This is a genomic window from Hymenobacter sp. HSC-4F20, from assembly GCF_019599275.1.
Lineage (GTDB): Bacteria > Bacteroidota > Bacteroidia > Cytophagales > Hymenobacteraceae > Hymenobacter.
Genome location: NZ_JAHZTD010000002.1, coordinates 1,187,996 through 1,209,195, shown reverse-complemented (window position 1 = coordinate 1,209,195; position 21,200 = coordinate 1,187,996). Strand labels below are relative to the sequence as shown.

At 59.3% G+C, this 21,200-nt stretch carries 27 protein-coding genes; 14 read left to right on the top strand and 13 right to left on the bottom strand.

Annotated elements, in window-relative coordinates; all coding sequences use genetic code 11:
• Nucleotides 1–35 precede the first annotated feature (35 nt).
• The 7 genes from K3G63_RS14990 to K3G63_RS14960 all read left to right on the top strand — a co-directional run bounded on the left by K3G63_RS14990 (nt 36) and on the right by K3G63_RS14960 (nt 4,686).
• On the top strand, nt 36–437 hold the full coding sequence (locus tag K3G63_RS14990) for a DUF4783 domain-containing protein (protein ID WP_220614897.1): 402 nt from the start codon (nt 36–38) through the stop codon (nt 435–437).
• Between the two features lie 200 nt (nt 438–637).
• Nucleotides 638–1,498: a carboxylating nicotinate-nucleotide diphosphorylase gene (nadC, locus tag K3G63_RS14985; RefSeq protein ID WP_220614896.1), complete on the top strand. Its 861-nt coding sequence runs from the start codon at nt 638–640 to the stop codon at nt 1,496–1,498.
• 111 nt (nt 1,499–1,609) lie between these two features.
• Nucleotides 1,610–2,230, top strand: coding sequence for a hypothetical protein (locus K3G63_RS14980; RefSeq protein WP_220614895.1), 621 nt, complete (start codon nt 1,610–1,612; stop codon nt 2,228–2,230).
• A gap of 66 nt (nt 2,231–2,296) precedes the next feature.
• The gene (locus tag K3G63_RS14975) at nt 2,297–2,677 is read left to right on the top strand and encodes a hypothetical protein (protein WP_220614894.1); all 381 of its coding nucleotides are present in this window, start codon (nt 2,297–2,299) and stop codon (nt 2,675–2,677) included.
• Nucleotides 2,678–2,686: 9 nt separating this feature from the next.
• Entirely contained in the window at nt 2,687–2,959 is a 273-nt protein-coding gene (locus K3G63_RS14970) for a heavy metal-binding domain-containing protein (RefSeq protein WP_220614893.1), read from the top strand.
• Nucleotides 2,960–3,080: 121 nt separating this feature from the next.
• Nucleotides 3,081–3,824, top strand: a complete 744-nt coding sequence (locus tag K3G63_RS14965; RefSeq protein WP_220614892.1) for a cyclopropane-fatty-acyl-phospholipid synthase family protein — start codon at nt 3,081–3,083, stop codon at nt 3,822–3,824.
• 130 nt (nt 3,825–3,954) lie between these two features.
• Nucleotides 3,955–4,686 carry a ZIP family metal transporter gene (locus K3G63_RS14960; protein ID WP_220614891.1) on the top strand — a complete coding sequence of 244 codons (732 nt, stop codon included), beginning with the start codon at nt 3,955–3,957 and terminating at the stop codon, nt 4,684–4,686.
• 489 nt (nt 4,687–5,175) lie between these two features.
• Here K3G63_RS14960 and K3G63_RS23085 read toward each other — a convergent pair whose 3' ends face one another.
• The 3 genes from K3G63_RS23085 to K3G63_RS14945 form a co-directional block, all read right to left on the bottom strand.
• Nucleotides 5,176–6,759, bottom strand: coding sequence for an OmpA family protein (locus K3G63_RS23085; protein ID WP_220614890.1), 1,584 nt, complete (start codon nt 6,757–6,759; stop codon nt 5,176–5,178).
• 183 nt (nt 6,760–6,942) lie between these two features.
• Nucleotides 6,943–7,269: a chaperone modulator CbpM gene (locus tag K3G63_RS14950; RefSeq protein ID WP_220614889.1), complete on the bottom strand. Its 327-nt coding sequence runs from the start codon at nt 7,267–7,269 to the stop codon at nt 6,943–6,945.
• A 58-nt stretch (nt 7,270–7,327) separates the two neighbouring features.
• Entirely contained in the window at nt 7,328–8,236 is a 909-nt protein-coding gene (locus K3G63_RS14945) for a DnaJ C-terminal domain-containing protein (protein WP_220614888.1), read from the bottom strand.
• Between the two features lie 187 nt (nt 8,237–8,423).
• Between K3G63_RS14945 and K3G63_RS14940 the strand changes: the two genes are divergently transcribed.
• Nucleotides 8,424–8,840, top strand: coding sequence for a DUF6799 domain-containing protein (locus tag K3G63_RS14940; RefSeq protein WP_220614887.1), 417 nt, complete (start codon nt 8,424–8,426; stop codon nt 8,838–8,840).
• Between the two features lie 75 nt (nt 8,841–8,915).
• Here the strand turns inward: K3G63_RS14940 and K3G63_RS14935 are convergent, their stop codons facing one another.
• From K3G63_RS14935 to K3G63_RS14925, 3 genes are read right to left on the bottom strand one after another with little or no spacing between them, the layout of a single operon-like run.
• The gene (locus K3G63_RS14935) at nt 8,916–9,119 is read right to left on the bottom strand and encodes a hypothetical protein (protein WP_220614886.1); all 204 of its coding nucleotides are present in this window, start codon (nt 9,117–9,119) and stop codon (nt 8,916–8,918) included.
• A 29-nt stretch (nt 9,120–9,148) separates the two neighbouring features.
• Nucleotides 9,149–9,541, bottom strand: a complete 393-nt coding sequence (locus tag K3G63_RS14930; RefSeq protein WP_220614885.1) for a septal ring lytic transglycosylase RlpA family protein — start codon at nt 9,539–9,541, stop codon at nt 9,149–9,151.
• An 11-nt stretch (nt 9,542–9,552) separates the two neighbouring features.
• The gene (locus tag K3G63_RS14925; protein WP_220614884.1) at nt 9,553–10,380 is read right to left on the bottom strand and encodes a glycoside hydrolase family 25 protein; all 828 of its coding nucleotides are present in this window, start codon (nt 10,378–10,380) and stop codon (nt 9,553–9,555) included.
• A gap of 124 nt (nt 10,381–10,504) precedes the next feature.
• Here K3G63_RS14925 and K3G63_RS14920 point away from each other — a divergent pair, with 124 nt between their 5' ends.
• Together K3G63_RS14920 and K3G63_RS14915 are read left to right on the top strand one after the other, a co-directional pair.
• A complete protein-coding gene (locus K3G63_RS14920) occupies nt 10,505–10,777 on the top strand; it encodes a VF530 family DNA-binding protein (protein WP_220614883.1) in 273 nt (90 codons plus the stop codon).
• Nucleotide 10,778: 1 nt separating this feature from the next.
• Nucleotides 10,779–11,102 carry a hypothetical protein gene (locus tag K3G63_RS14915; protein WP_220614882.1) on the top strand — a complete coding sequence of 108 codons (324 nt, stop codon included), beginning with the start codon at nt 10,779–10,781 and terminating at the stop codon, nt 11,100–11,102.
• 94 nt (nt 11,103–11,196) lie between these two features.
• Here the strand turns inward: K3G63_RS14915 and K3G63_RS14910 are convergent, their stop codons facing one another.
• The 3 genes from K3G63_RS14910 to K3G63_RS14900 form a co-directional block, all read right to left on the bottom strand.
• The gene (locus K3G63_RS14910) at nt 11,197–11,580 is read right to left on the bottom strand and encodes an Hsp20/alpha crystallin family protein (protein ID WP_220614881.1); all 384 of its coding nucleotides are present in this window, start codon (nt 11,578–11,580) and stop codon (nt 11,197–11,199) included.
• Nucleotides 11,581–11,833: 253 nt separating this feature from the next.
• Nucleotides 11,834–12,937, bottom strand: coding sequence for an acyltransferase (locus K3G63_RS14905; RefSeq protein WP_220614880.1), 1,104 nt, complete (start codon nt 12,935–12,937; stop codon nt 11,834–11,836).
• Nucleotides 12,938–13,034: 97 nt separating this feature from the next.
• Entirely contained in the window at nt 13,035–13,610 is a 576-nt protein-coding gene (locus tag K3G63_RS14900) for a GNAT family N-acetyltransferase (protein WP_220614879.1), read from the bottom strand.
• A gap of 109 nt (nt 13,611–13,719) precedes the next feature.
• Between K3G63_RS14900 and K3G63_RS14895 the strand changes: the two genes are divergently transcribed.
• Nucleotides 13,720–14,142, top strand: a complete 423-nt coding sequence (locus K3G63_RS14895; RefSeq protein ID WP_220614878.1) for a hypothetical protein — start codon at nt 13,720–13,722, stop codon at nt 14,140–14,142.
• Between the two features lie 252 nt (nt 14,143–14,394).
• Here K3G63_RS14895 and K3G63_RS14890 read toward each other — a convergent pair whose 3' ends face one another.
• From K3G63_RS14890 to K3G63_RS14875, 4 genes are all read right to left on the bottom strand, one after another.
• Nucleotides 14,395–14,643 carry a phosphopantetheine-binding protein gene (locus tag K3G63_RS14890; protein WP_220614877.1) on the bottom strand — a complete coding sequence of 83 codons (249 nt, stop codon included), beginning with the start codon at nt 14,641–14,643 and terminating at the stop codon, nt 14,395–14,397.
• 58 nt (nt 14,644–14,701) lie between these two features.
• Nucleotides 14,702–15,280 (bottom strand): efflux RND transporter periplasmic adaptor subunit, encoded by a 579-nt coding sequence (locus tag K3G63_RS14885; protein ID WP_220614876.1) that lies wholly within the window; start codon nt 15,278–15,280, stop codon nt 14,702–14,704.
• Nucleotides 15,281–15,427: 147 nt separating this feature from the next.
• Entirely contained in the window at nt 15,428–15,877 is a 450-nt protein-coding gene (locus tag K3G63_RS14880; RefSeq protein WP_220614875.1) for an Rrf2 family transcriptional regulator, read from the bottom strand.
• Between the two features lie 179 nt (nt 15,878–16,056).
• Complete coding sequence (locus K3G63_RS14875) at nt 16,057–16,911, bottom strand: pirin family protein (RefSeq protein WP_220614874.1); 855 nt, start codon at nt 16,909–16,911, stop codon at nt 16,057–16,059.
• 217 nt (nt 16,912–17,128) lie between these two features.
• Here K3G63_RS14875 and K3G63_RS14870 point away from each other — a divergent pair, with 217 nt between their 5' ends.
• The 3 genes from K3G63_RS14870 to K3G63_RS14860 all read left to right on the top strand — a co-directional run bounded on the left by K3G63_RS14870 (nt 17,129) and on the right by K3G63_RS14860 (nt 21,135).
• Nucleotides 17,129–18,202, top strand: a complete 1,074-nt coding sequence (locus tag K3G63_RS14870) for an NADH:flavin oxidoreductase/NADH oxidase (RefSeq protein WP_220614873.1) — start codon at nt 17,129–17,131, stop codon at nt 18,200–18,202.
• A 285-nt stretch (nt 18,203–18,487) separates the two neighbouring features.
• On the top strand, nt 18,488–18,829 hold the full coding sequence (locus K3G63_RS14865; protein WP_220614872.1) for a hypothetical protein: 342 nt from the start codon (nt 18,488–18,490) through the stop codon (nt 18,827–18,829).
• Nucleotides 18,830–19,020: 191 nt separating this feature from the next.
• On the top strand, nt 19,021–21,135 hold the full coding sequence (locus K3G63_RS14860; protein WP_220614871.1) for a M13 family metallopeptidase: 2,115 nt from the start codon (nt 19,021–19,023) through the stop codon (nt 21,133–21,135).
• Nucleotides 21,136–21,200 lie beyond the last annotated feature (65 nt).

Below are 21,200 nucleotides of genomic sequence, written 5' to 3'. Positions count from 1 at the left end.
TTTAGTGCACTGCATGACGTACCCTTTACACTAACATGAAACGCAACTTCTTTTTGGCCTTCGCCCTGGCGTGGAGCCTGTTGCTGTCAGTGGGAGCCCTGGCGCAGGGCGAAGCTTTTGTTCCCGTGCGTAATGCCATCCGCAGCAGCTCCTCCCGCGACTTAGCGCAGTTCTTTGCGCCCACTGTGGAGCTGGGCTTCGACGGGGACAAGCAGAGCTACAGCGCCACGCAGGCGGAGTTCGTGATGAAGGATTTTTTCGCGAAGCATTCTCCAGCCTCTTTTGACTTCATTCACTACGGCGGTAGTACCGAAGGAACGCCCTATGCCGTGGGCAAATACACGGGGAAGGATGGTGCCTACCGCATGTTCGTGAAAATGAAAGGTGCGGGCGGCAGCATGAAAATAGCAACTATTGACTTCACCAAGGAGAACTAGCTCCTTGTTTCCCTACCTCTCCCAGCGCCGCGAGACTTTGTTTTCGCGGCGTTTTTTTGTGCTTGCCCCAGAACCCGGGCCCGCGCCTGGCTTGTGGTTGAGGCAGGCCAGGAAGATGGCCGCCTACCCCGCAGGGCAGCGCCGGAGAACAGGGAAAGAGGCAGTAAGTAAGTGGGGGCAATTTTGACTATTTTTGCCCCGTGCAGACACCCACCTACCTTACCCCCGAGGCGTTATCCTCGTTTATCCGCACGGCCTTGGCCGAAGATGTCGGCGACGGTGACCATTCAGCCCTGTCGGCTATTCCGGCGGAGGCCCGTAACCGCGCCCACTTGCTTATCAAAGATGAGGGCGTACTGGCCGGGGTAGAGCTGGCCCGCCGCATTTTCCGCGAGGTAGATGCCGATCTGCGCCTGGTAACCCGCTTGGAGGACGGGGCCCTGGTCAAGCACGGCGATATTGCCTTTACCGTGGAGGGTAGGGCCCAGAGCATCCTGACCGGCGAGCGGCTGGTGCTTAACTGCATGCAGCGCATGAGCGGTATTGCCACGCGCACGGCCCACCTGACCAGCCTGCTGGCCGGCACCAAGGCCCGCCTGCTCGATACCCGCAAGACTACCCCCAACTTCCGCCTCTGCGAGAAGTGGGCCGTGTTGATTGGCGGCGGCGTTAACCACCGCTACGGGCTGTTCGATATGATCATCCTCAAGGACAACCACGTCGACTACGCCGGTGGCATCCGGCAGGCCATTGAGGCTTCCCGCGCCTACCTCGCCCGCACCGGCCGGCAGTTGCCCATCGAAATTGAAACCCGTAGCCTGGCCGAAGTACAGCAGGCCCTGGACACCGGCGGCATCGACCGGATTATGCTTGACAACATGGCTCCGGCGCAACTGCGCGAGGCCGTGGCCCTGGTGGCGGGCCGCTACCCTCTGGAAGCCAGCGGTGGCATTACCGAAGAAACGATTGCCGAGGTAGCCGCCACCGGCGTCGATTACATTTCCGTGGGCGCCCTGACGCACTCCATTCGGAGCCTCGATATGAGCCTGAAAGCCTATTAACTTTTAGTGTGAGCAATGTGGAAGATGTGATAGACAGTCGTTCCGGCCCGAGCCGGCCGAGCGCATTTTCACCTTTCAGCCACATTCAACATCTTTTTCACATTTCCTCAAATGCAACTTCCCAACCAACGCGGCGCCTACCGGCAGCAAGTCCAGCAAGGGGGCGCTTCGCCGCTGGCTATCCGCACCAAAAAACATCAGCTCGATACCGATACCTACACCCGCCTGGCTATGGCTCGGGTGTGGCGGCGGGAGTGGTGGTACGCCCTGATTCCGTTTGCCGTGGGGCTGCTGCCGGCCCTTATCTGGCCCTCGTGGTGGTGGCTGGCGGGTGCGCTACTGCTTACGCTGCTGTATGTGCTCTTCCGCTCGGCCCAGGTAACCGGCGTTACGCAGGTAGAGCAAACCAAGCCCCTGTTCGAAAAGCTGGGCTACGAGTTTGATAACAAGCAGATTGTGCTGCGCCGCAACGAGAAGGAAGGCATGCGCCTGACCTGGGACATGATTGGCGACGTAAAGCGCGAGGCCGACGGTTATCTGCTCTCGTTGCGCGCCCCGGAGCTGCCCCAGGAACTGAAAGGCTGGCGCCTGTGGATGGCCAAAACCTTCGATACACCCATTTTCCTGCAGGTCCCGGACCGCATCTTCAACTCGCCCAACGACCAGAAGCTGTTTGATGCCATGCTGCGCCGTAAGAACCTGCTGCCCGGCGGCGGACCGGTTGCCGCGTAAAGCCCGGCACTAACCTCCGGCGTTGTTTTTTCGTCCTTACTTCTTACAGATTTCTTTTCTCTTCCCATGAGCAAGCAACTCGTACTTTCCGCCCTGGCCCTGGCTACGCTGGCCCTCAACGCGTGCAGCAGCGAACCCTCGGACTGGCGTCCTGATAAAAAGGTGTCGCTGGATATGGTAGAGCCCGGCAGCCGCTCCTCCGACAATTTCGACCAGCATACATCCGAAGCTGCCGACCAGTCGAAGGGCGGGGCCATTGAGCGTCCGATTAGCTCGGAGGTTACGCTGGATGAAACCAACCAGCGCGACCGGGTAACGGCCGAAGAAGCCCGCACGGCCGATGCCGAGGATGCTACCCACACCAACAGCTCCCAGGCTATCAAGAGCGACAAAAAGGGCGTGGACGACCAGAAGGCTGAAACCGCCGAGCCGGCTCCCAAGCAGTAATCTTCTGCGATGATACCTTTCTGGAAATCAGCTGTAGCCGCTACGCTGCTCACCTTTGGCACTACCCTGACCGGCTGCCAATCGAAGCCCGCTGAGCAGGCTGCTACCCCCGAAACGTCGGCTGCCTCCGCAGCCGATAGCACGGCACTGCCCACTGCTACGGCCGCCTACATCTGCCCTATGGGCTGCGAAGGTAGCGCCAGCGACAAGCCCGGCAAGTGCCCGGTCTGCGACATGGACCTGGAGCCTAACCCAGCCGCCAAGGCAGGAACTGCACTTTGATTTGAACCCGCGGGGCTTCATATTTGCAGCATTGTTGCAAATATGAAGCCCCGTGCCTGCTGCTATCCGGCAAAAAGGGCGTGTAAACGCCCTTTTTCATTTTTACCTTCCCCACCCACTCATGCTCGCGGCCTCCCCCATCGAATGGTTTAGCACCTGGTTTGACTCGCCCTATTACCACCGCCTGTACCAGAACCGGGACCAGGCGGAGGCCCAGGCCTTTCTGGATAAGCTGCTGCAGTACCTGCACCCGAAACCCGGGACGCACCTGCTGGATCTGGCCTGCGGCAAAGGACGCCACGCCCGCTACCTGAGCGCGCAGGGCTACCACGTAACGGGCGTAGACCTCTCGGCGGCAAGCATTCAGTACGCCCGGCAGTTCGAGCACGCGCAATTGCAGTTCTACGTGCACGATATGCGCGAGCCGCTGCCCGCCGGTCCGTTTGATTTTGTGCTGAACCTGTTTACCAGTTTCGGCTACTTCGCGCAGGAAACCGATAACGTACTGGCCCTGCGCAACGCAGCTGCGGCCTTGCGGCCCGGTGGGAAAATGGTTATCGACTTTCTCAATACCGCGTTGACAGTACAGACGCTGGTAGCGCACGAAACCAAGCAGGTGGAGGGCACCGAGTTTCACTTGTACCGGCACTTTCACAACGGCTTCATCGTGAAGGAAATCCGATTCCAGGATGAGGCGCAGCAGGAGCAATACTTCGAGGAACGGGTGCGGGCCCTGCGCCGGGAGCAGTTTGAGAGTTACTTCCAGATGGCCGGACTGCGCCTGGTTGAAGTGCTTGGCGACTACCAGCTGGCACCATTCGAGGCCGCCACCAGCCCCCGGATGATTTTCGTGCTTAAAAAATAAATAGAACTGAGTGGTAGAGTGGGTGCACTAGGCTGCGCAAACCGGATGGGCCCACCGGCTGTTTCCTCCACTCGTATCATCCGCCAGCAGGTACTGATTACCTGCGTACCTAGTATCCCCTCTCGTTTGTATGTGGTTTGCCGTTTTCGCGTTGTTTCTAACCGTGCTGGGAGCCGGCTGGCTGACCCGCCTGGTGCCAACGGCTCGTACCACCTGGATGAAGCCCCTGCTGGCTTTTAGTGGAGCCTACCTGTTTACTCTTACCGTTACCCACCTACTGCCGGAGGCCTTGCAAATGCTCCCCGGCCACCGAGTGGGCTACTTTGTGCTGGCAGGGTTTTTCGGGCAGATGCTGCTGGAAGTATTCTCGCAGGGTGTGGAGCACGGGCACGTGCATCATCACACCGAGCACGCAGGGCGAGTGCCGTTTCTGCTACTGTTTTCTTTGGTACTGCACTCCTTTTTGGAAGGTAGCATTCTGGTAAAAACGCCGGAGGCCGGCGACGTCAGCCGGAATTTCTACGCTATTCTGGCTGGGGTAGCCCTGCACCACATTCCGGCGGCTTTCGCCCTGATGGCGGCCTTACTGCTACGGCTGGGCTCCTTCCGCCGGGCCTTGCCCTACCTGCTGCTGTTTGCCGTGGCCGGTCCGGCGGGCATTATCGTCAGTAACTACGTGGTGCTGGAACAGCTGCTTACCGGCGGGCTGTACGCCGGCCTGCTGGGCCTGGTGGCCGGCAACTTCCTGCACGTTTCTACCACCATCCTCTTCGAAACCAGCCCCGACCACAGCCTGAACGTGCGCAAGTTGGTTGCCACGCTGGCGGGCCTGCTGCTGGCCTTGCTGGTAGATGTGGGGTAGGAGTATACTAACTCAACTATGCTATAAACCGCTGCCTACACGAACAAGAGGCGCGGGCGCGGCTTTCCCTGGGCAAGTCAATAGCTCAGTTTCTGGGCTATGAGGTTACGCCGGACTACACGGTGCTGGAATAGCTGACGCTGGATAGGGGCGACGACAAAGCCTTTGCCGTCTGCTACCACGAAACCGAGGACGAAGGAGAGGAAAACTACCTTGATATCTTCAGCTTCACGGAGCCGGATGAAGACGAACCGTACGGCATTACGACAGAGTTTGACACTGTAGAAGAAGCCTTGTCTTTCGCCCGGAATTCCTACGGGGCTTCTGACCAACGGTACGTTGCGGAGAGTACGCTGCAAGACGAGTACGCCGACTACCTCCGGCAGCGGACAAATAGTTCAGAGAGATAAGCAGGAGTAGCACTGCAAGGCAACAAAAAAGCCCGCTCTTATGAGCGGGCTTTTTCATGAATTAACAAACCGGGAAGTACTACCGGCGCGAGGCGGGGCGGCGGACCGGAGCCTTTTTCGCGGGGGCTTTCTTGGCCGGAGTAGCCGCTTTCACGGGAGCAGCCGGAATTTCCGGAGCGGGACCGTACTTGGTTTCGGCGGGGTTCGGGTCGCCGGGCAGATACACGTCGAACTCTACGCGGCGGTTAAGGGCGCGGCCGGCTTCCGTGGTGTTCGGAGCAATCGGCTTGCTTTCCCCGTAGCCGTGCGATACGATGCGGTTTTCAGGTATGCCTTTGCGCAGCATATAGGCCCGGGCCGAGGCAGCACGCTCATCCGACAGACGCAGGTTGTAGTCGTCGTTACCCACGTTATCGGCGTGAGCCGAGATACCGAGGAAGTAATCCGGGTAGTCGTTCAGGATTTGCACCAGGCCATCGAGGGTCGGGAACGAAATCGGCTTCAGGGTTGCCTTGTTGAACTCGAACTGGATGTACTTGGTAGCTTCCTGCAGGCGCTTCTTTTCCTCTATTTTCATTTCCGGGCAGCCTTTGTTCGAGGCCGGGCCGGGGCGCTGCGGGCAGCGGTCCTGATAGTCGGGAACACCGTCGCCGTCGGAGTCAACGGGGCAGCCATTGGCATCTACTTTCACGCCGCCGGGGGTATCGGGGCACTTATCGTTCTGGTCAATTACACCGTCGTTATCCGAGTCGGGGCAGCCTTGCAGTTCTGCTTTGCCAGGCGTGTCGGGGCACTTGTCGTCGCCGTCACGCACACCGTCACCGTCACGGTCGGGGCACCCTTCCAGGCTAGCGAGGCCTTTTTCGGTGGGGCACTTATCCTGGTAATCCGGAACACCGTCGCCGTCACCATCGAGGGGGCAACCGTTGGCATCAACTGCTACCCCAGCTGGGGTGCCGGGGCACTTGTCTTTGCGGTCAGCAACACCGTCATTATCCTCATCCTTCACTTTGCCTAAGGCAACATTCAGGCCCACGGTGTGCTGCAAGAATTTGTCGTCCCAGCTGTTATCGTCGCGGGCTGGGTCGCCATCAAGGTTTGCCTTAAGTGGAATATGCTGCCCGGTTTGCACAAACAGGTGCACAGCCTCGCCCAGACGGAAATCCAGGCCAGCAGCCCCGAACAAATCGAAGTAGCTCTTGTCCTGATCCGTGTTGATGGTTTGGTTGTTGCGGAAGATGGTGCCTTCGCGGCTGGTGTAAGTCCAGCCGGGAGCAGCCAGCAGGTAAGGCCGCAGGAAGGATTCTTCCTTGAGGAGCTTGAATTTCAGGCCCAGGTTCACGTTCACCACGTTGGTAGCGAAGTTGCTGCCGAAGTACGGAGCACCGGCCGGGGCGTTTTTCTTGAACTCTACATAATTCCCGCTCAGCTGCAGGTCGAGACCTTTGGAAAGGTACTGGCTGATGGTGATACCGGGGGCGTACTTGTTTTCGCTCCAGTTCCAGTAATCGGAGCCAAAGTTACCCTTGTACTGCATGGCACTTACGTTGATGCCGATGGCCGTTTTGCGGTCAGCGGTTTGCGCCTGCGAAGCCAGTGGAGCCAGGGCCCAGGCCGAAAGCCCAAGCGTCAGCGCCTTGGAGAGGGGAATGCGTGGAGGCATATAAAAGTGAAAAAGGTGACACATGATTAGCCCGACCGGAGGGGCCAAACTGGGACTTTATACCGGCCTTACCCGGAAAAGTTGCCTAGCTGCGTACAAGCGTGCCTAGGAATCCTGCAAAACAAGCGGTGAAACAGCCCACGCCGAAGCTCTGCGGTAGGGCAAGAAATTCACCCTGGAAGTTTAATCGAGGTCGAGCATGGGCCCCGAGCCGCGCAGAAACAGCTCAAGTTGGCGCACGCGTGCACGCTGCTGGGTAAGCTCCTGCTGCAGTTGCTCCAGACGCTGGCGCATGGCCATAATCACCTCCAGGCTATCCTTGCTCAGCCCTAGCTCGTGGTGCAGGCGGGCCAGGCGGGCAATGTGGTCAGGCTCTTCGCGCAGAGCGTTCGGGGTGTCGGGGGCTGGATGCAGTAGGCCCAGATCTACAAACTCGTGCACATCGGCTTCGCTTAAGCCGTAGCGGATCGCACAGTCGTGAAAAGTGAGGGTGATGATATGGGTTTCCATAGCAGAGGTTGGGTAGCCGTAAAGGGGTAGGAAATACGGAGCGCAAGCCACGGGGGCCCTACTTGCGCAGCTCCGCAAGCTGGCGGAAGAGGGCCTTTTCCTGCTCTGTAAGGTTTTGAGGCAAGGTGAGATTCAGGCGCAGGTACAAGTCGCCGAACTGGCCTGCCTGCCGGTACACTGGGAAGCCCTTGCCGCGCAGGCGCAGGCGGGTGCCGTTCTGGGTTTCGGGCTTGATGTTGATTTTTACCGGACCCGATAAGGTTTCTACTACCTGTTCTCCACCCAGCAAAGCCGTGTAGATACTCACCGGGACGTCCATGGTCAGGTCGTTGCCAGCGCGGGAATAGCGGGCATCCGGCAGAATGCGCAGGGTAATGTACAGTGAGCCAGTAGGGCCGCCGTTGCGCCCGGGCCCACCTTGGTCACGCAGCCGGATGGTCTGCCCGTCTTCTACGCCCGGATGAATGGTAATGCGCAGGTTTTTACCGTTGACGGTGAGGGTGCGCGGTCCGCCGTGGTAGGCTTCTTCCAGCGTCAGCTCCAACTCGGCTTGGTAATCTTGGCCCGCGCGGGGGCGGGTGCCGCCGCCGCCCATCCCGCCGAACATGGAGCTGAAAAACTCCGAAAAATCGGTGCCGCCGAAGGGGTTGTCTTCGCCACTGAATCCGCCGCCCTGGGTATACTGCGACCAGTCGAAGCCCCCGCCGGGCTGGCCGCCCCGGCTGCCACCTGCTTGTTGGTAGCGCTGCCAGTCGGCCCCTAGCTGGTCGTACTTCTGGCGCTTTTCATCGTCGCTGAGTACTTCGTGCGCTTCGTTGATTTCCTTGAACTTGCGCTCCGCCTCCGCGTCGTTAGGATTTACGTCGGGGTGGTACTGGCGGGCTAGCTTGCGGTAGGCTTTCTTGATCTGGTCTTTAGTGGCCGTTTTATCAAGGCCCAGAATCTGATAATAGTCTTTGTAATCCACGGGCGAGCGAGGCTAAACGGGAAGAAAGCTCCCGGCGCAGTGCCGGAAGCTGGGATTCTCTCCGTAAAACGAGTACGACGGAACCGGGGTTACCCGACCAACACAGTAGAATTCGGTCCGTATTTTGTAAGTTACGCTACCTGGCTACCGCTGCTTTTCTCTCACATTTATTTTAGTCTCACCTCTTATGAAAGTATATCGTACCCTTCTGGCTGGCCTGCTTCTCACGGCGGCGGCTACCCTTAGCGCCCACGCCCAAACGAAGCTGCCGCCCCGCCGCCCCGTGCAGCCCCGCCCCAAAGCGGCCGCTCCCCAAGGTGTTACCCTCAAAGACGGGTTCATGATGAAAGATGGGAAGGTAATGGTGACCCGCGACGCCCATACCGAGCCCCTGACCGCCGAAACAGCCTTGGTGAATGGCACGAAAATCAATGCCGACGGCACCGTGACAATGGCCAACGGTACCACTACCATGCTCAAAGAAGGCGACTATATGTCCTTAACTGGCCGCATGACAACCAAAGCCATGAAGGCGGAGCAAGACAGCCTGATGCAACTGTCGAAAAATGGGGGCAAGGTCAAAATGAAGAAGAAGGTAAAGTAAGCCGCTTCCTTCTTCAGCCTGGTCTCAGAATACTACGGGGCAGCCCGGCCGCAATGGCCGGGCTGCCCCGCGCTGTTAGTGGCGGGCTTGCTGAGTGTAGTCCTGGAAGATGAGCAGGGCCTCGGCTTCGTCGTGGGCTTCCACAATTTCATCCATTACAAACTGAATTTCGGCTTCTGTCCAGCCCTGGGCTTCCGCCGCTTTTACAAAGACCCCGAGCTGGATGAAACGGTTGGCTTCGGCCGGAATGGTCCACTGAACTTTCTTACGAATGCGCATGAGTAACTGGGGCTTGAAAGAAAGGCTACTTACTTAACCTTACGAACTACTTTTAACTCAACGGGAGCTACTCCCGCCTCCACCAGCCCAATTTTACGGGCTGCTTTGCGGGAAAGGTCGATGACGCGGCCCTTAGCGTGCGGCCCCCGGTCGGTTATCTTTACTTTCACGGAGCGGTGGTTACGCGGGTTTGTTACGCGAACAATGGTGCCGAACGGCAAGGAGTTGTGCGCAGCGGTGCGTTTGCTGGGCCGATACACGGAGCCGCTGGCTGTTTTGCGGCCCGCAAATTTATCGGCGTAATACGAAGCCTTGCCCGACTGCGTGAACGTGCTACCCCCTCCAGCGCAAGAGGAAACCGCCAAGGCGGCAGGCAGTAGGTAGCGAAAGGGGAGACGGGTAGCCAGTGCGGAAAGGAACATAGGAGAGCAAATTAATTAGGCACCGACCCCTGACTTCGAGCCGGAATGCGCAAGGCCAGCAGGCGCTCAAAGTTGCCCTGAAATACGTTAAAGTCGACCGTGCCCCGAATGCCGGGCACGTAGGCCTCATCGGAATGCTGCCAGATAATCCACTTTTCGCGGGGCAGAGAAGGTTGCGACACCTCGTAGTGCGCCAGCCACAACGGGTACTTATCGAAATGGCCGGCCAGGTGGCGCTTATAGAAGCTATAGTTGGAGTAGAGAATGGGGCGCACCCCGTAATGACGCTCCACCAACCGCAGCCAGATAGCCACGCCCTGGCGCATCTGGGCCACATCATGAAACTCGGCGTGTTCTACATCCAGGACGGGCGGTAAGTCGCCGGGCGACAGGGGCACGGTGCGCGTAAACAAGTTGGCCTGCTTCGCGCCATCGTAGTTAGGTTGGAAGTAATGGTAGGCGCCCCGGTAGATGCCCGCGGCCTGGGCGCCCTGCCAGTTTCGCTTGAAGCGCGCATCACGCAGGGTTACTCCTTCCGTGGCCTTGATGAACGCAAACCGCACGTGGTGCTCAGCTACTTGGCCCCAGTCAATGCGCCCTTGGTACGCCGAGACATCAATGCCATGTACCGAGTAACCGGCCAGCAACGGAGTTTTCTCGCGGCCCGTGAGGTGGCCGCTAATCAGGGAAGCGTATGTGCGGCGGATATAGCGGTTGAGCTGCCGCTGGTGCCGCCAGTAAAACACCAGGCTACCTGCCAGCGCAGCCAGGAAGGCCAGCAGCAAAGCCCGGCGCCACAAAGGCGGCAAGCCAGAACGGGAACGACGAGAAGCACTCATAAAGGCAATGGCAGGTTGCCAAAGGTAACGCAAGGCAAGGGGTGTGTGGTACGTTTTCGGGGCGGGTGGGCCCGAAAGACGCCTGCTTTTTCGCACTTTTACTTACACAAGTTGCCTATTCCTCATGCCCGACCTGCCCAACCTGCCCGACGCCCGCGACGAATCGGGCCACCTGATCCGTGAGCTACACGGCGTTACGCTGGCCCAGATTCTGGAGTACCTGGTAGCGGCCTACGGCTGGCCCGAGCTGGACCGCCGCATCCGGATTAACTGCTTCGCCGTCAACCCAAGTATCAAGTCTAGCCTTACCTTTCTGCGGCGCACACCCTGGGCCCGGGCCAAGGTAGAAGAGCTCTACATTCGGACCCGGACGGCGGAGGTGTTGGCTAAGAAATAATATGGCTGATGTATCGCAGAAATCCGGGCCATTAGCCCTGTTGGCGGGAGCCGGCTTGTTTGTGCTGTTCGAGGTAGTAGCATACCAGGTGCTGCGCTTCGCTACCTCCGGTCTGGGCATGAGCAACCAGCTTCAGCCGGAAAACACAATCGTCAGCAACTGGGTGAAAACGGTAGTGTTTCTGCTCCTGCACCTTACGCTGGTAGTAGTGGCCGTGCTGGTACTCAGCAACCGCCTACCCCGCCGCCACCGGAGCCAACTAATGGGCTGGTTCTATCTGTCGCTGCTCACTGGTTTTCTGCTGTTATGGCCCTTATTCAATTAAGATAGAACACAAAAAAGCCACTACCGGGGGGCAGTGGCAGGTGATACCATAAAGCATGCCGGTCGGTCCCGGCGTTATAGGCAGCTAGACTTACTTAGCGCTGCTTGATGTTGATTTCGCGCGGCTCGGTAGCTGCGTCGCGGTAGGGAATGCGGATCTGCAGTTCCTGGCCCTCAAACACGGCATCGATGCGGCTGTAGTCGAGGGTGGCGGGCAGGTTCAGCGTGCGGGTGAATAGCGGAGCCGCCAGCTTGTCTTCGGGCGAATGACGGTACTCGGCAAATACGGTCAGGACGTTATTGTTAAGTACTACGTGGAAGTTGTCGGGGCTTACCGACGGGGCAGCCACCCGGACCACCACGCCCTTTTCCCGCTTGTCAATCCGCATCGAGGCCTGGGCAATGCCTCCACCCAGCGTATTAAGCAGGTCGAGTTGCGGGGCGATGTTGCGGATAAAATCCTTGCTGATAAGATTCATGGTCAGGTTCCTCTCTTAAGGTGTACAAGGCTTATTTCAAATCCTGTACCAACCTGAAAGAGGAAGCTGTAACCCATGTTTTATGTCAAAAAGTCTATGAAATACAGTTGAAATCTATCTAATTCGGTCATTCTGGCGCAAGTAATAGACATATCTACGTGCTGCTTAGCTTAGAAAATTAGTAGAACGCTCATCCAAGCGGGGCGTCTTACCTGACCTGTCAGTGAGCTATTACCTTTCGGGTTGAGGAAAGTTAGGAGCGTGCCGAAGCTTGTTTGGCGCGAATAGGGGAGTAGGTGAGGTAGCGCTTGAACTGGCTAAGCGGCTCCTCAACGAAACGCCAGGAAGCAGCCGTTATCAGCAGAAGTAAGGGGATGAGCACAAGTACTGTTGGTAGTGGCTTCAGGAGCAACACCCGCCACTCCGAGCCGGCAGCGCATAGTTTGAATACGACGCGCTGCCAAAGCACAGGTAGCATCAGATGATACAAATACACTCCGAAACTCCGTTTTCCTACCCATAGCAACACCGGATGCACTAAGCCCAGTCGCCGGGCCGCTGCCGGGTAGCAAAGTAGCCACCCCAGGGTCAGGGAGGCCGCTACTGCTCCCACTGCCGGGAATACCATCAGCCAGGTGGCGCCGCCGTGATAGTTGTGTAGCAGAGCCCACAGCGTCCACCAAACGGCCCAGGCCAGCAGCACATGCCAGCCGCGTACCCACTGCTCCAGCTGCCCTGATTTCTCGAAAAGTCGCAGCAGCGTACCCGCCGTGAATAGGTCCAGGGACGAGGGCAGCAGCACCAGCAGGAAGCCGGAGGTAACCAGCAGGCCCCATCCTATACGGAAGGCTAGCCCGGCTATGCCCACCAAGAGCAGCCACCGCCACCGCTGGCCCACGAATGCTAGCAGCAAGGGCCAAATAAGGTAGAACTGTTCCTCAACGGCCAGCGTCCAGAGGTGGCCGCAGCCCTCACCCCAGCGTTGCAGGTGGTAGAAAAGTTGATTAGCGACGGGCAGCATAAACCAGGCGGGGTACTCCTGCACGGTTGCCAGGGGGAGCAGGGCACTTAGGGCCAGGGTGCAGTAGTAGGGAGGGATGATGCGCAGTACTCGCCGCAAGTAAAAAGTGCCCAGCCGTTGCCGCCAGTTGCCAGGGGCCCCAGGGTAGGCCTGTTTCTCCCACACAATGCTGGAAATCAGGTATCCGCTCAGGACAAACAAGATCTGCCGGCCCATTTCCCCCATCATAACTGGTGGCGCAATCCAGTGCTGCAGCACTACCAGCCAAATGGCAATAGCCCGCGCCCCGTTCAGTTCAGTGTGATACGCAGTAGGAGCGCCGGCAGGCTCAGGCATAGGAAAGCAGGGTAAGTGAGAGTGTAAAAATACCCTGCGTACCGGTGCCACCTATCGGGGTAGGCTGAAATTAGCAGTTGGCTTGAGCCGGCCCTGGTCAGGAAGTTGGAGCGGACGGGGGCGTTTTATCGGCCGCCACAATTGCGCGCTGAAACCGCAGCAAGCCCTCGGCATCGGGGGCAGGGGCCGTCGGCTCGAAGCGGTTGCGCTCCAGAATTCGTTGGGATGCTGTGTTGGCCGGAGCAGTGCGGGCCGTAAGTTGGCGTACCAAGCCCGTATCGGCAACGTGGCGCACGAGGCCCGCGACTAGTTCGGAGCCCAGGCCGCGCCCGCGCCAGTCATCGGCTACGGAAAAGCTCAGCGCCACAGTTCCATTCTGGGGCGGGCCATGAAAGCCACCAACCCCGATGAGCGTGTTCCTAACTCCCTCATTTTCTGCCCGCAGGATGGCGTACCAGCTATACCACCCAGCCGCCGTGCGGCCCCCGGCCGTAAGCTGCTCCAGGAAGTAGCGCATGGCTTCCTCAGTGTGGTGGCCCGGGGGCCAGTGCTGGGGTAGGGTGGCGCCGAGCAGCATCGGGAAATATTGTGGCTTCGTGAGTTCAGCCGTGAGCAGCGCGCGGCTGGCGGCAATTAGCGTCAGACGGGGCGTATAGGCAATCAGCGGAATCATGGGAGAGAATACGGGTTTGGTCGAGAAAACGGCAAAATAACGTTGTTCTACGCCTTGATGCTCCCGTGAACCAGTACCTTTGAACCAATCCCCCTTCACATCTTCCCTAATGCTGCCAGCCGCCCCGGAGTTTATCGAAGTTGCCTACCGCACTGACCTGGACGTGCTGCTGATCCGGTGGATGCGCAAGGTGGAGCTGGAGGAAATGTGCCGGGGCTACTTCTACCTGCTGGAGGTAGCGGCCCATCACCAGTGCCGCTACTGGCTGCTGGATGCCCGTCGTCGCTTCAATACCGACCGTGAGGGTGCCCAGTGGATGGTGGCTACCTTCCTGCCCCAGCTGCGCGCTAGGCTGGGGGGCCGCGCCTACTTGGCCTACCTATTGGCCCCAGTGACCTTGCGTGACGCTGAGGCAGACGCGGCTTTCCCGGCAGCCAGCTTTTTTCAGGACAAGCCATATACCGCCGAGCGGTTTGTAGACGAGCGCCTGGCTATTCAGTGGTTGCAAGAAGGGCAGCAGTTGCTAGCATAAGCTGGTTAAGCAAACAGCGCTACCAGGTAGTTTGCAGGCAGTTATGCAAAGTGTCGCCTCGTAGGGTGAGGGCTCATGCTACGCTTAGGCAGCAGCTGTTCAGGAGTACTATACCGGCTGGCGCAGGATTTGGTGTTAAGGGGCCAGAGAAGCCCGCAGGCAACCTGAGCCTCTGCCTTCTGCGTGAGAGTAGGGGCTCGGGTTGCTTGCGGGGTAAGCGTAGAAGGTGAAAAAAGAACTTCCTTAGTGCTCTTAAATCACCTCTGCCAGGTGCTCATCCACGCAGTTGAGCACATCCTGTACGGTGCGCAGGGTTTCCAGCTCCGGGTCCGGAATTTCGATGTGGAAGCGGTGTTCTAAATTAATGACCAGCTCGACCATGTCGATGGAGTCGAGGCCCACATCTTCGTGCAGGCGGGAGGTAGGAGTAAGCTGGAGGGCAGGGTTGCGGTGTTTGCGGCGCAACATGCGCTCTACTTGGTAGCGAACGAGCTGTTCCATAGTCCGGTACGGTAACAGTGAAAAACGAGAAAAGCGAAAAAAGAGCGGGTAGGCGGTACTACTCAACGCTGGAAAGCAGAAGCGTGGTATCCGCAGTTAACAGGGCCGAGGAAAGCTGCGCTACCGGCGTTTGGGCCGCGAGGTAGTCGCCAATGCGAACCAGCTGGCCGGAAACAATGCCGTCGGCCGGGGCCGTCACGAAGACGTAGCTGAGCAGGGGCACGGCCCGGGCCAGCTGGTCGCGGGTGGAGGCTAGCTGCTCCCGAGCCGCCGCCAAGGCCGAGTCGGAAGTTGAGGCGCCAGCCACCAGAGCATCGTAAGCGTGTTGTTGCTGGCGCAGGCGGGCCTGTAGCTGCTGCTGGGCTACGCTGGGAAGCTTTTCGATGAGTTTCAGCAGCACTTGGCCTTTACGCACACGCTGGCCCTCATGAAAATACACCTCCCACACCCGGCCGGCATACTCCGTGCGAATAGGCTGAGTAGTAGCAGAGGCAGCAGCTTGCTTCGGCAGAAAGTGCGAAGTAGCCACGATAGGTAGGCCAGGGGCCGGCGCATCGGCCGGGGTAAGCCAGAGGGGCAACAGGAAGCTGCTCACCGCGACGAGGAGGACAAGCCCCACGCCAAGTATCTTTTTCATGGGTATAACTACCGGCTGACCCGGCAACCCGAACTACGCAACCGCGCAGTCCGGCAAATGATAGTCGCAGGCCCGTAGGCCGAGCGAAACATGGTGAAAGACAGATAGTAACCGATTTGGTTACATTTCTTGCCAAATAAAAACAGGTCAACCCGAAGCCCCGGCGCACCCATTGGGAAGGCGCTTGCCCAGCTCCTGCATTACCTGCTGTACCGTCACGGCTGCCAGCGCGGCCCGCATGGCCTCAATGGCAGGCCCGAACATACCCTCCAGGGTTTGTTGCATCACCCGGCCCAGGTCGCAGTGGGCGTTAGGATTTGTGCTACCCACCTGGAACAGGTCAGGCTCAGTTTCCTGCACGGCCCGAAACACATCCAGCAAGGTAATTTCAGCAGCCGGCCGGGCTAGCACGGTGCCCCCACCGGCCCCGCGCTGGCTTTGCACGAAGCCCGCGTCGCGCAGGGTGCTCATCAGCCGCCGCACCACTACCGGGTGCGTACCCGCGCTACTAGCCAGCACCTCCGACGAAACCGGCTGCCCCTGGGCGTGGGCCAGGTAAGCCAGCATGTGCGTTGCAACGGCGAAGCGGGTATTCATGAGGAATTGGTAACAGATTCGGTTACAAATATACGCTGCAAAAAGATTGCGCGCAATCTAATCGTAGTCGTACTCGAAACAGCGTGTATACAGTGTGCCATAGGGAGGGTAGGCCAGCCAACAACCGGCCTACCCTGACAGACGGTTTTCCCGTTTCTTTACCTTAAGCAGGCAAGTATTTATTCGGCCCAGCGCCCAAACGTGCCCGCCTGGTAGTCCTGATAGGCCTGGCGAATTTCCTGCTCGGTATTCATCACGAAAGGCCCGTACGACACAATGGGCTCCCGGAAGGGCTCGGCGTGGCCCAGCAGCAGCACGGCATCTTCCAGGGCCTCAATCTGCAGGTCGTCACCGTCGTAGTTGAATTCTACCAACCGGCGGGCTTCCGTTTCTTGCCCATTCACGCGTAGGCGGCCCCGCACGGTATAAAAGAAAATGGTGCGCTCAGCGGGAATGGTCAGGTCGAGCCTGCCGCCGGCCCGGAAATCAATGGTAGCCAGCTGAATATCGGCCAGGGGCGTAACGGCCCCGGCCGTACCAGCCCAGTTGCCCGATACGGCGTGAATGGTAACCCGGCCTTCATCTAGCGCCACCGTTGGAATTTCCGGTTCCTGCAGCCCAAGGTAGCGGGGCTCCACCATCTTGTCCTTGGCCGGCAGGTTCACCCACAGCTGCAGAATTTCCAGCGGGCCGCCCGTGCGCTTGAACTCCGGCGAGGAAACTTCAGCATGGATCAGGCCCCTACCGGCCGTCATCCACTGAATGCCGCCCGGCCCGATAATGCTCTGGTGCCCGCCCGTATCCTGGTGCATAATGTCGCCGTCCAGAATAAACGTTACGGTTTCAAAGCCGCGGTGGGGGTGGGGGCCGAAGGGTAGACCCTGGGTATTGGGGCGGTACACCTGGGGGCCGTGGTGGTTCAGAAACAAAAACGGGTCGAGGTGTTCGACCGAGTTGGTGGGGAGGGCCCGGTACGTGACCAGGTCGGCAATGGGCGCGTTCTGAGCGCGGTGCTGGGTTTTGATGGTGCGCATGCGGCGGGGGAAGGAGAAGGTCGAGGGGAAAGCGCCGGGCGGCTTGCCGCCAGCGCCTGATGCATACCATTTGCCGGCCCGAATGGTTTTTACTCTCTGTCTCTGGTTACTTCTCGGGCTACCCCCAAGTTGGCGCACAACCTCCTCCGTGAAAACCCTTGGCCCCGGCCCTCGGTTTATCAGGCTTCCACTTTGACTTCATTCTTCGCTCCATATAATGGCTCAACTATTCACGCCGCTCACCCTGCGCGGCCTCACCCTGAAAAACCGCATTGTCATCTCGCCCATGTGCCAGTACAGCGCCGAAGATGGCTTTACCAACGACTGGCACCTGGTGCACCTGGGAGCCCGGGCCATGGGCGGCGCCGCACTTATCTTGCTGGAAGCTACGGCCGTCGTGCCCGAAGGCCGCATCACGCCCGACGACCTGGGCATCTGGAAAGACGAGCACCTGCCCGGCCTGCGCCGCATCGTGGACTTCCTGAAAAGCGAGAACTGCGTGGCGGGCATTCAGCTGGCCCACGCCGGCCGCAAAGCCAGCCACAGCAGCCCCTGGAAAGGCGGCACCGTGGTGCCCGAAGCTGAAGGCGGCTGGCAGACGGTAGCCCCCAGTCCCTTGCCCTTTACCCCCGATGAACCTGCCCCGCGTGAGCTAACCCTCGCCGATATTCAGGGGGTAGTAGAAGCCTTCCGGGTGGGCACACGCCGGGCCTTGTCGGTTGGCTTTGAGGTAATTGAGTTGCACGCGGCCCACGGCTACCTGCTCCACCAGTTCCTCTCGCCCCTGAGCAACCAGCGCACCGACCAGTACGGCGGCTCCTTCGAAAACCGCATCCGGCTGCTGCTGGAAGTAGTGGCCGCTACCCGCGCCGAGCTGCCCGACCACCTGCCCCTGTTGGTGCGCATTTCCGCCACCGACTGGACCGAGGGCGGCTGGACTGCCGACGACTCGGTGCAACTGGCCGCCATCCTGAAAGATAAAGGTGTGGACCTACTGGACTGCTCCACCGGCGGCAACGTACCCCGCGCCGATATTCCCGTGGGCCCCGGCTACCAGGTGCAGTTCGCCGAGCAAATCAAGCGCGAAACCGGCCTGGCTACCGGCGCCGTGGGCATGATTACCGAAGCCCAGCAAGCCGAAGACATCATTGCCACCAACCAGGCCGACCTAATCCTACTGGCCCGCGAGTCCCTCCGCGACCCCCACTTCCCGCTGCACGCTGCCTATGAATTGGGCGTTGACATAGAATGGCCCGAGCAGTACGAGCGAGCCAAGCCGCGCCGGCGGTAGCTGAGGTTTGGGAGGTTTACTAGGGTAGGAAGGGGAGGCGAACCCTTCCTACCCTAAAGATTTGTTCGAAGGCTATATGTAATCTGCCTCCGTTGCCTCCAGAGAGAATTTGGTAGGTAAAGTACTATCCGTATAGAGAAATAGTAACCCTAGAGATTAGTGAAATTCTCATAAGCATCGAATAACTTCGATTATGTAAAGGGACAATTCGCAGAAACCAGACAGCCTGACTATGGTCCATTTTCAGCCTTCTGTCTAACTTTCAAACACTATATCCTCTACCGCATGACTTTTGCTACCTATAAAAAATTTATCCCGTACGTGGTTCTCTTCGCGGCTCTTTGCTTGAGCATGCAGCAGTTCACGCACTACCTGATATGGAAAGACATTCCCCCTTTTTTAGCAGAAATGGAGGAAACACTTCCCCAGCACCCGCGCCTCGTTGCCCGACTGGGGGAGGACGCCCTCTTTGAAGTAACTTTCAACCAGAGGGACTTGGCTTCCGACTCGCTGCCCTATACCTTTTCCTTGCGAGGGACTGAAGGGAAAATGCGTATCACGGGCTATGCCATCAAGAAACATGGCCAGTGGGTACCTGTCCATAGTGATACGCTGTTTACCCGCTAAGTTGTCCGATAAGTAAAACTATGTTAAGTAAAATCAAGCTGTAGCAAAAGGTAGAAGTAATCACGGCATCAGTGACTAGCTGGTCCATTTAACTCACCTGACACCGGCCCCTCACACCCCCACACCAACCCGCGCAACCTTCCCGGCGCAACCTGCGACCTTAGCGGAAATCCCTTCCCCTAATTCGCTGAATGAAAAACCGTTCTGCCTCACCGCGCGCCGGGGCTGCGGCCCTGCTGCTCACGCTGGCGGGCTGCGCTACCAGCCAACTCACAACCACTGCCACTACTGCTACCCCCGCCGCTGCCGCCAACCCGGTTGCTGTGGCCTCCACTACCGGCGGGCGCAGTATCAACCCCCAGGACGTGGACCGCTCGGTGTCGCCCTGCGAGGATTTCTTTCAGTTTTCGGGCGGTAACTGGCTCAAGAATAACCCTGTGCCGGCCTACGCCTCCAGCTGGGGCCCGCGCAACCTGCTCGGCGACCGGACTCAGGCCACCCTCCGGCAGATTTTGGAAGAAGCCGCCGCCAATACCTCAGCCCCCAAAGGCTCCAATGCCCAAAAGGTCGGCGACTTCTACGCTTCGGGCATGGACTCCGCCGCCATTGAGCAGGCGGGTCTGAAATACCTGCAGCCCGAGCTCAAGCGCATTGCCGCCATCAAAGACCTGAAAAGTCTGCAATCCGAGCTGGCCCGCCAGCAGACCCTGGGCACGGGTGCCTTTTTCCGGGCTGGGGTGGGCCCCGACCGCAAGCAGAGCACCGTGTATGCCGTGAACCTGAGCCAGGGTGGCCTGGGCATGCCCGACCGGGACTACTATCTCAAAGACGATCCGCGCTCCAAAGCCGTGCGCTCGGCCTATATCACCTACCTCACCAACACCTTTAAGCTGATGGGCGACAGCGAGGCCACCGCCGCCCAGAAAGCCGCTACTGTGCTGCGCGTGGAAACCCGCCTGGCCAAAGCCAGCAAGGACCGCGTGGCCCTGCGCGACCCCAACTCGACCTACAACAAGATGACGTTGGCGGAGGCTAACGTGCAGTTCCCCAACATCGGCCTACCCGCCATGCTGGCCCAAAACGGCCTTGGGGCCGCCAAGGAGGTAATTGTGGGCCAGCCTGATTTCTTCCGGGAAGTCAGCGCCATGCTGAAAGAGGAGCCCGTGGCCGACCTCAAAACTTACCTGACCTGGCAGCTCGTCAGCTCCCTACCCTCGGCTTTGCCCAAAGCCTACGCCGACGAAGCCTTCCGCTTCCAGCAGGTGCAGAGCGGAGCCAAGCAGCAGGCGGCCCGCTGGAAACGCATGCAATCGGCCACCGATGCTACCCTCGGGGAGGCATTCGGGCAGCTGTACGTGGACAAGGCGTTTTCGCCGGAAGCCAAGCGCAAGGCCCTGGAAATGGTGGCCAACATCAAGGAAAGCATGGCCGAGCACATCCAGACCAACACCTGGATGAGCGACGCCACCAAAGCCGAAGCCCTCAAGAAGTTGAACGCCCTGCGGGTGAAAATCGGCTACCCCGACAAGTGGAAGGACTACTCGGAGCTAAACATTTCCCGCGAGTCGTACCTGAAAAACGTGCTGGCCGCCCGCCAGTGGAACTACCGCCAGAACGTGAAGAAGTTCGGCGGGCCCATTGACCGCAACGAGTGGGGCATGACCCCGCCGACCATCAACGCCTACTACAACCCGCCCATGAACGAAATCGTGTTTCCGGCGGGCTACCTGCAGCCGCCCTTCTTTGACCCTGCCGCCGACGACGCGGTAAACTACGGCGCCATTGGCGGGGTGATGGGCCACGAAATGACCCACGGCTTCGACGACCAGGGCCGGCAGTACGACTCGGAGGGCAACCTGCGCGACTGGTGGACCAAGGCCGACGGCGAGGAGTTTACCCGCCGAGCCGCCGTAGTGGGCCGCCAGTACGACGCCTTCTCGCCCCTGGACTCGGTGCACGTAAACGGCAAGCTGACCATGGGCGAAAACCTGGCCGACTTCGCGGGCCTGACCATTGTGTACGGCGCCCTGCAGAAGCAGCTCGACAAAACGTATGGCAAAGGCAACCGCCCCCTGATTGACGGGTTTACGCCCGAGCAGCGCTTTTTCCTGAGCTGGGCCCAACTGCGCCGCCAGAACATCCGGCCGGCGGCCCTACGCCAGCAAATTCTTACCGACCCCCACTCGCCCGGCCAGTACCGCACCATCGGCCCCCTGATGAACATGCCCGCCTTCTACCAGGCGTTCGGCTGCCAGCAAGGTCAAAAAATGGTGCGCCCTGATGCGGAGCGCGCGGTTATTTGGTAGTTTAACGCTACTGAGTATTCACCTGTCGTTCTGAGCCTGAGCAAAGGACCCGTAATAAAAGGTAA

What these genes read in the sequence shown, in the direction of transcription:
- K3G63_RS14885 (WP_220614876.1), bottom strand. Translation starts at nt 15,280, where the DNA reads ATGAAAAAGATACTTGGCGTGGGGCTTGTCCTCCTCGTCGCGGTGAGC.
- K3G63_RS14925 (WP_220614884.1), bottom strand. Translation starts at nt 10,380, where the DNA reads ATGAGTGCTTCTCGTCGTTCCCGTTCTGGCTTGCCGCCTTTGTGGCGC.
- K3G63_RS14960 (WP_220614891.1), top strand. Translation starts at nt 3,955, where the DNA reads ATGTGGTTTGCCGTTTTCGCGTTGTTTCTAACCGTGCTGGGAGCCGGC.
- K3G63_RS14860 (WP_220614871.1), top strand. Translation starts at nt 19,021, where the DNA reads ATGAAAAACCGTTCTGCCTCACCGCGCGCCGGGGCTGCGGCCCTGCTG.
- K3G63_RS14870 (WP_220614873.1), top strand. Translation starts at nt 17,129, where the DNA reads ATGGCTCAACTATTCACGCCGCTCACCCTGCGCGGCCTCACCCTGAAA.
- K3G63_RS14915 (WP_220614882.1), top strand. Translation starts at nt 10,779, where the DNA reads ATGGCTGATGTATCGCAGAAATCCGGGCCATTAGCCCTGTTGGCGGGA.
- K3G63_RS14920 (WP_220614883.1), top strand. Translation starts at nt 10,505, where the DNA reads ATGCCCGACCTGCCCAACCTGCCCGACGCCCGCGACGAATCGGGCCAC.
- K3G63_RS14895 (WP_220614878.1), top strand. Translation starts at nt 13,720, where the DNA reads ATGCTGCCAGCCGCCCCGGAGTTTATCGAAGTTGCCTACCGCACTGAC.
- K3G63_RS14940 (WP_220614887.1), top strand. Translation starts at nt 8,424, where the DNA reads ATGAAAGTATATCGTACCCTTCTGGCTGGCCTGCTTCTCACGGCGGCG.
- K3G63_RS14900 (WP_220614879.1), bottom strand. Translation starts at nt 13,610, where the DNA reads ATGATTCCGCTGATTGCCTATACGCCCCGTCTGACGCTAATTGCCGCC.
- K3G63_RS14970 (WP_220614893.1), top strand. Translation starts at nt 2,687, where the DNA reads ATGATACCTTTCTGGAAATCAGCTGTAGCCGCTACGCTGCTCACCTTT.
- K3G63_RS14910 (WP_220614881.1), bottom strand. Translation starts at nt 11,580, where the DNA reads ATGAATCTTATCAGCAAGGATTTTATCCGCAACATCGCCCCGCAACTC.
- K3G63_RS14950 (WP_220614889.1), bottom strand. Translation starts at nt 7,269, where the DNA reads ATGGAAACCCATATCATCACCCTCACTTTTCACGACTGTGCGATCCGC.
- K3G63_RS14905 (WP_220614880.1), bottom strand. Translation starts at nt 12,937, where the DNA reads ATGCCTGAGCCTGCCGGCGCTCCTACTGCGTATCACACTGAACTGAAC.
- K3G63_RS14990 (WP_220614897.1), top strand. Translation starts at nt 36, where the DNA reads ATGAAACGCAACTTCTTTTTGGCCTTCGCCCTGGCGTGGAGCCTGTTG.
- K3G63_RS14865 (WP_220614872.1), top strand. Translation starts at nt 18,488, where the DNA reads ATGACTTTTGCTACCTATAAAAAATTTATCCCGTACGTGGTTCTCTTC.
- K3G63_RS14935 (WP_220614886.1), bottom strand. Translation starts at nt 9,119, where the DNA reads ATGCGCATTCGTAAGAAAGTTCAGTGGACCATTCCGGCCGAAGCCAAC.
- K3G63_RS14875 (WP_220614874.1), bottom strand. Translation starts at nt 16,911, where the DNA reads ATGCGCACCATCAAAACCCAGCACCGCGCTCAGAACGCGCCCATTGCC.
- K3G63_RS14890 (WP_220614877.1), bottom strand. Translation starts at nt 14,643, where the DNA reads ATGGAACAGCTCGTTCGCTACCAAGTAGAGCGCATGTTGCGCCGCAAA.
- K3G63_RS14980 (WP_220614895.1), top strand. Translation starts at nt 1,610, where the DNA reads ATGCAACTTCCCAACCAACGCGGCGCCTACCGGCAGCAAGTCCAGCAA.
- K3G63_RS14975 (WP_220614894.1), top strand. Translation starts at nt 2,297, where the DNA reads ATGAGCAAGCAACTCGTACTTTCCGCCCTGGCCCTGGCTACGCTGGCC.
- K3G63_RS23085 (WP_220614890.1), bottom strand. Translation starts at nt 6,759, where the DNA reads ATGCCTCCACGCATTCCCCTCTCCAAGGCGCTGACGCTTGGGCTTTCG.
- K3G63_RS14965 (WP_220614892.1), top strand. Translation starts at nt 3,081, where the DNA reads ATGCTCGCGGCCTCCCCCATCGAATGGTTTAGCACCTGGTTTGACTCG.
- K3G63_RS14930 (WP_220614885.1), bottom strand. Translation starts at nt 9,541, where the DNA reads ATGTTCCTTTCCGCACTGGCTACCCGTCTCCCCTTTCGCTACCTACTG.
- K3G63_RS14880 (WP_220614875.1), bottom strand. Translation starts at nt 15,877, where the DNA reads ATGAATACCCGCTTCGCCGTTGCAACGCACATGCTGGCTTACCTGGCC.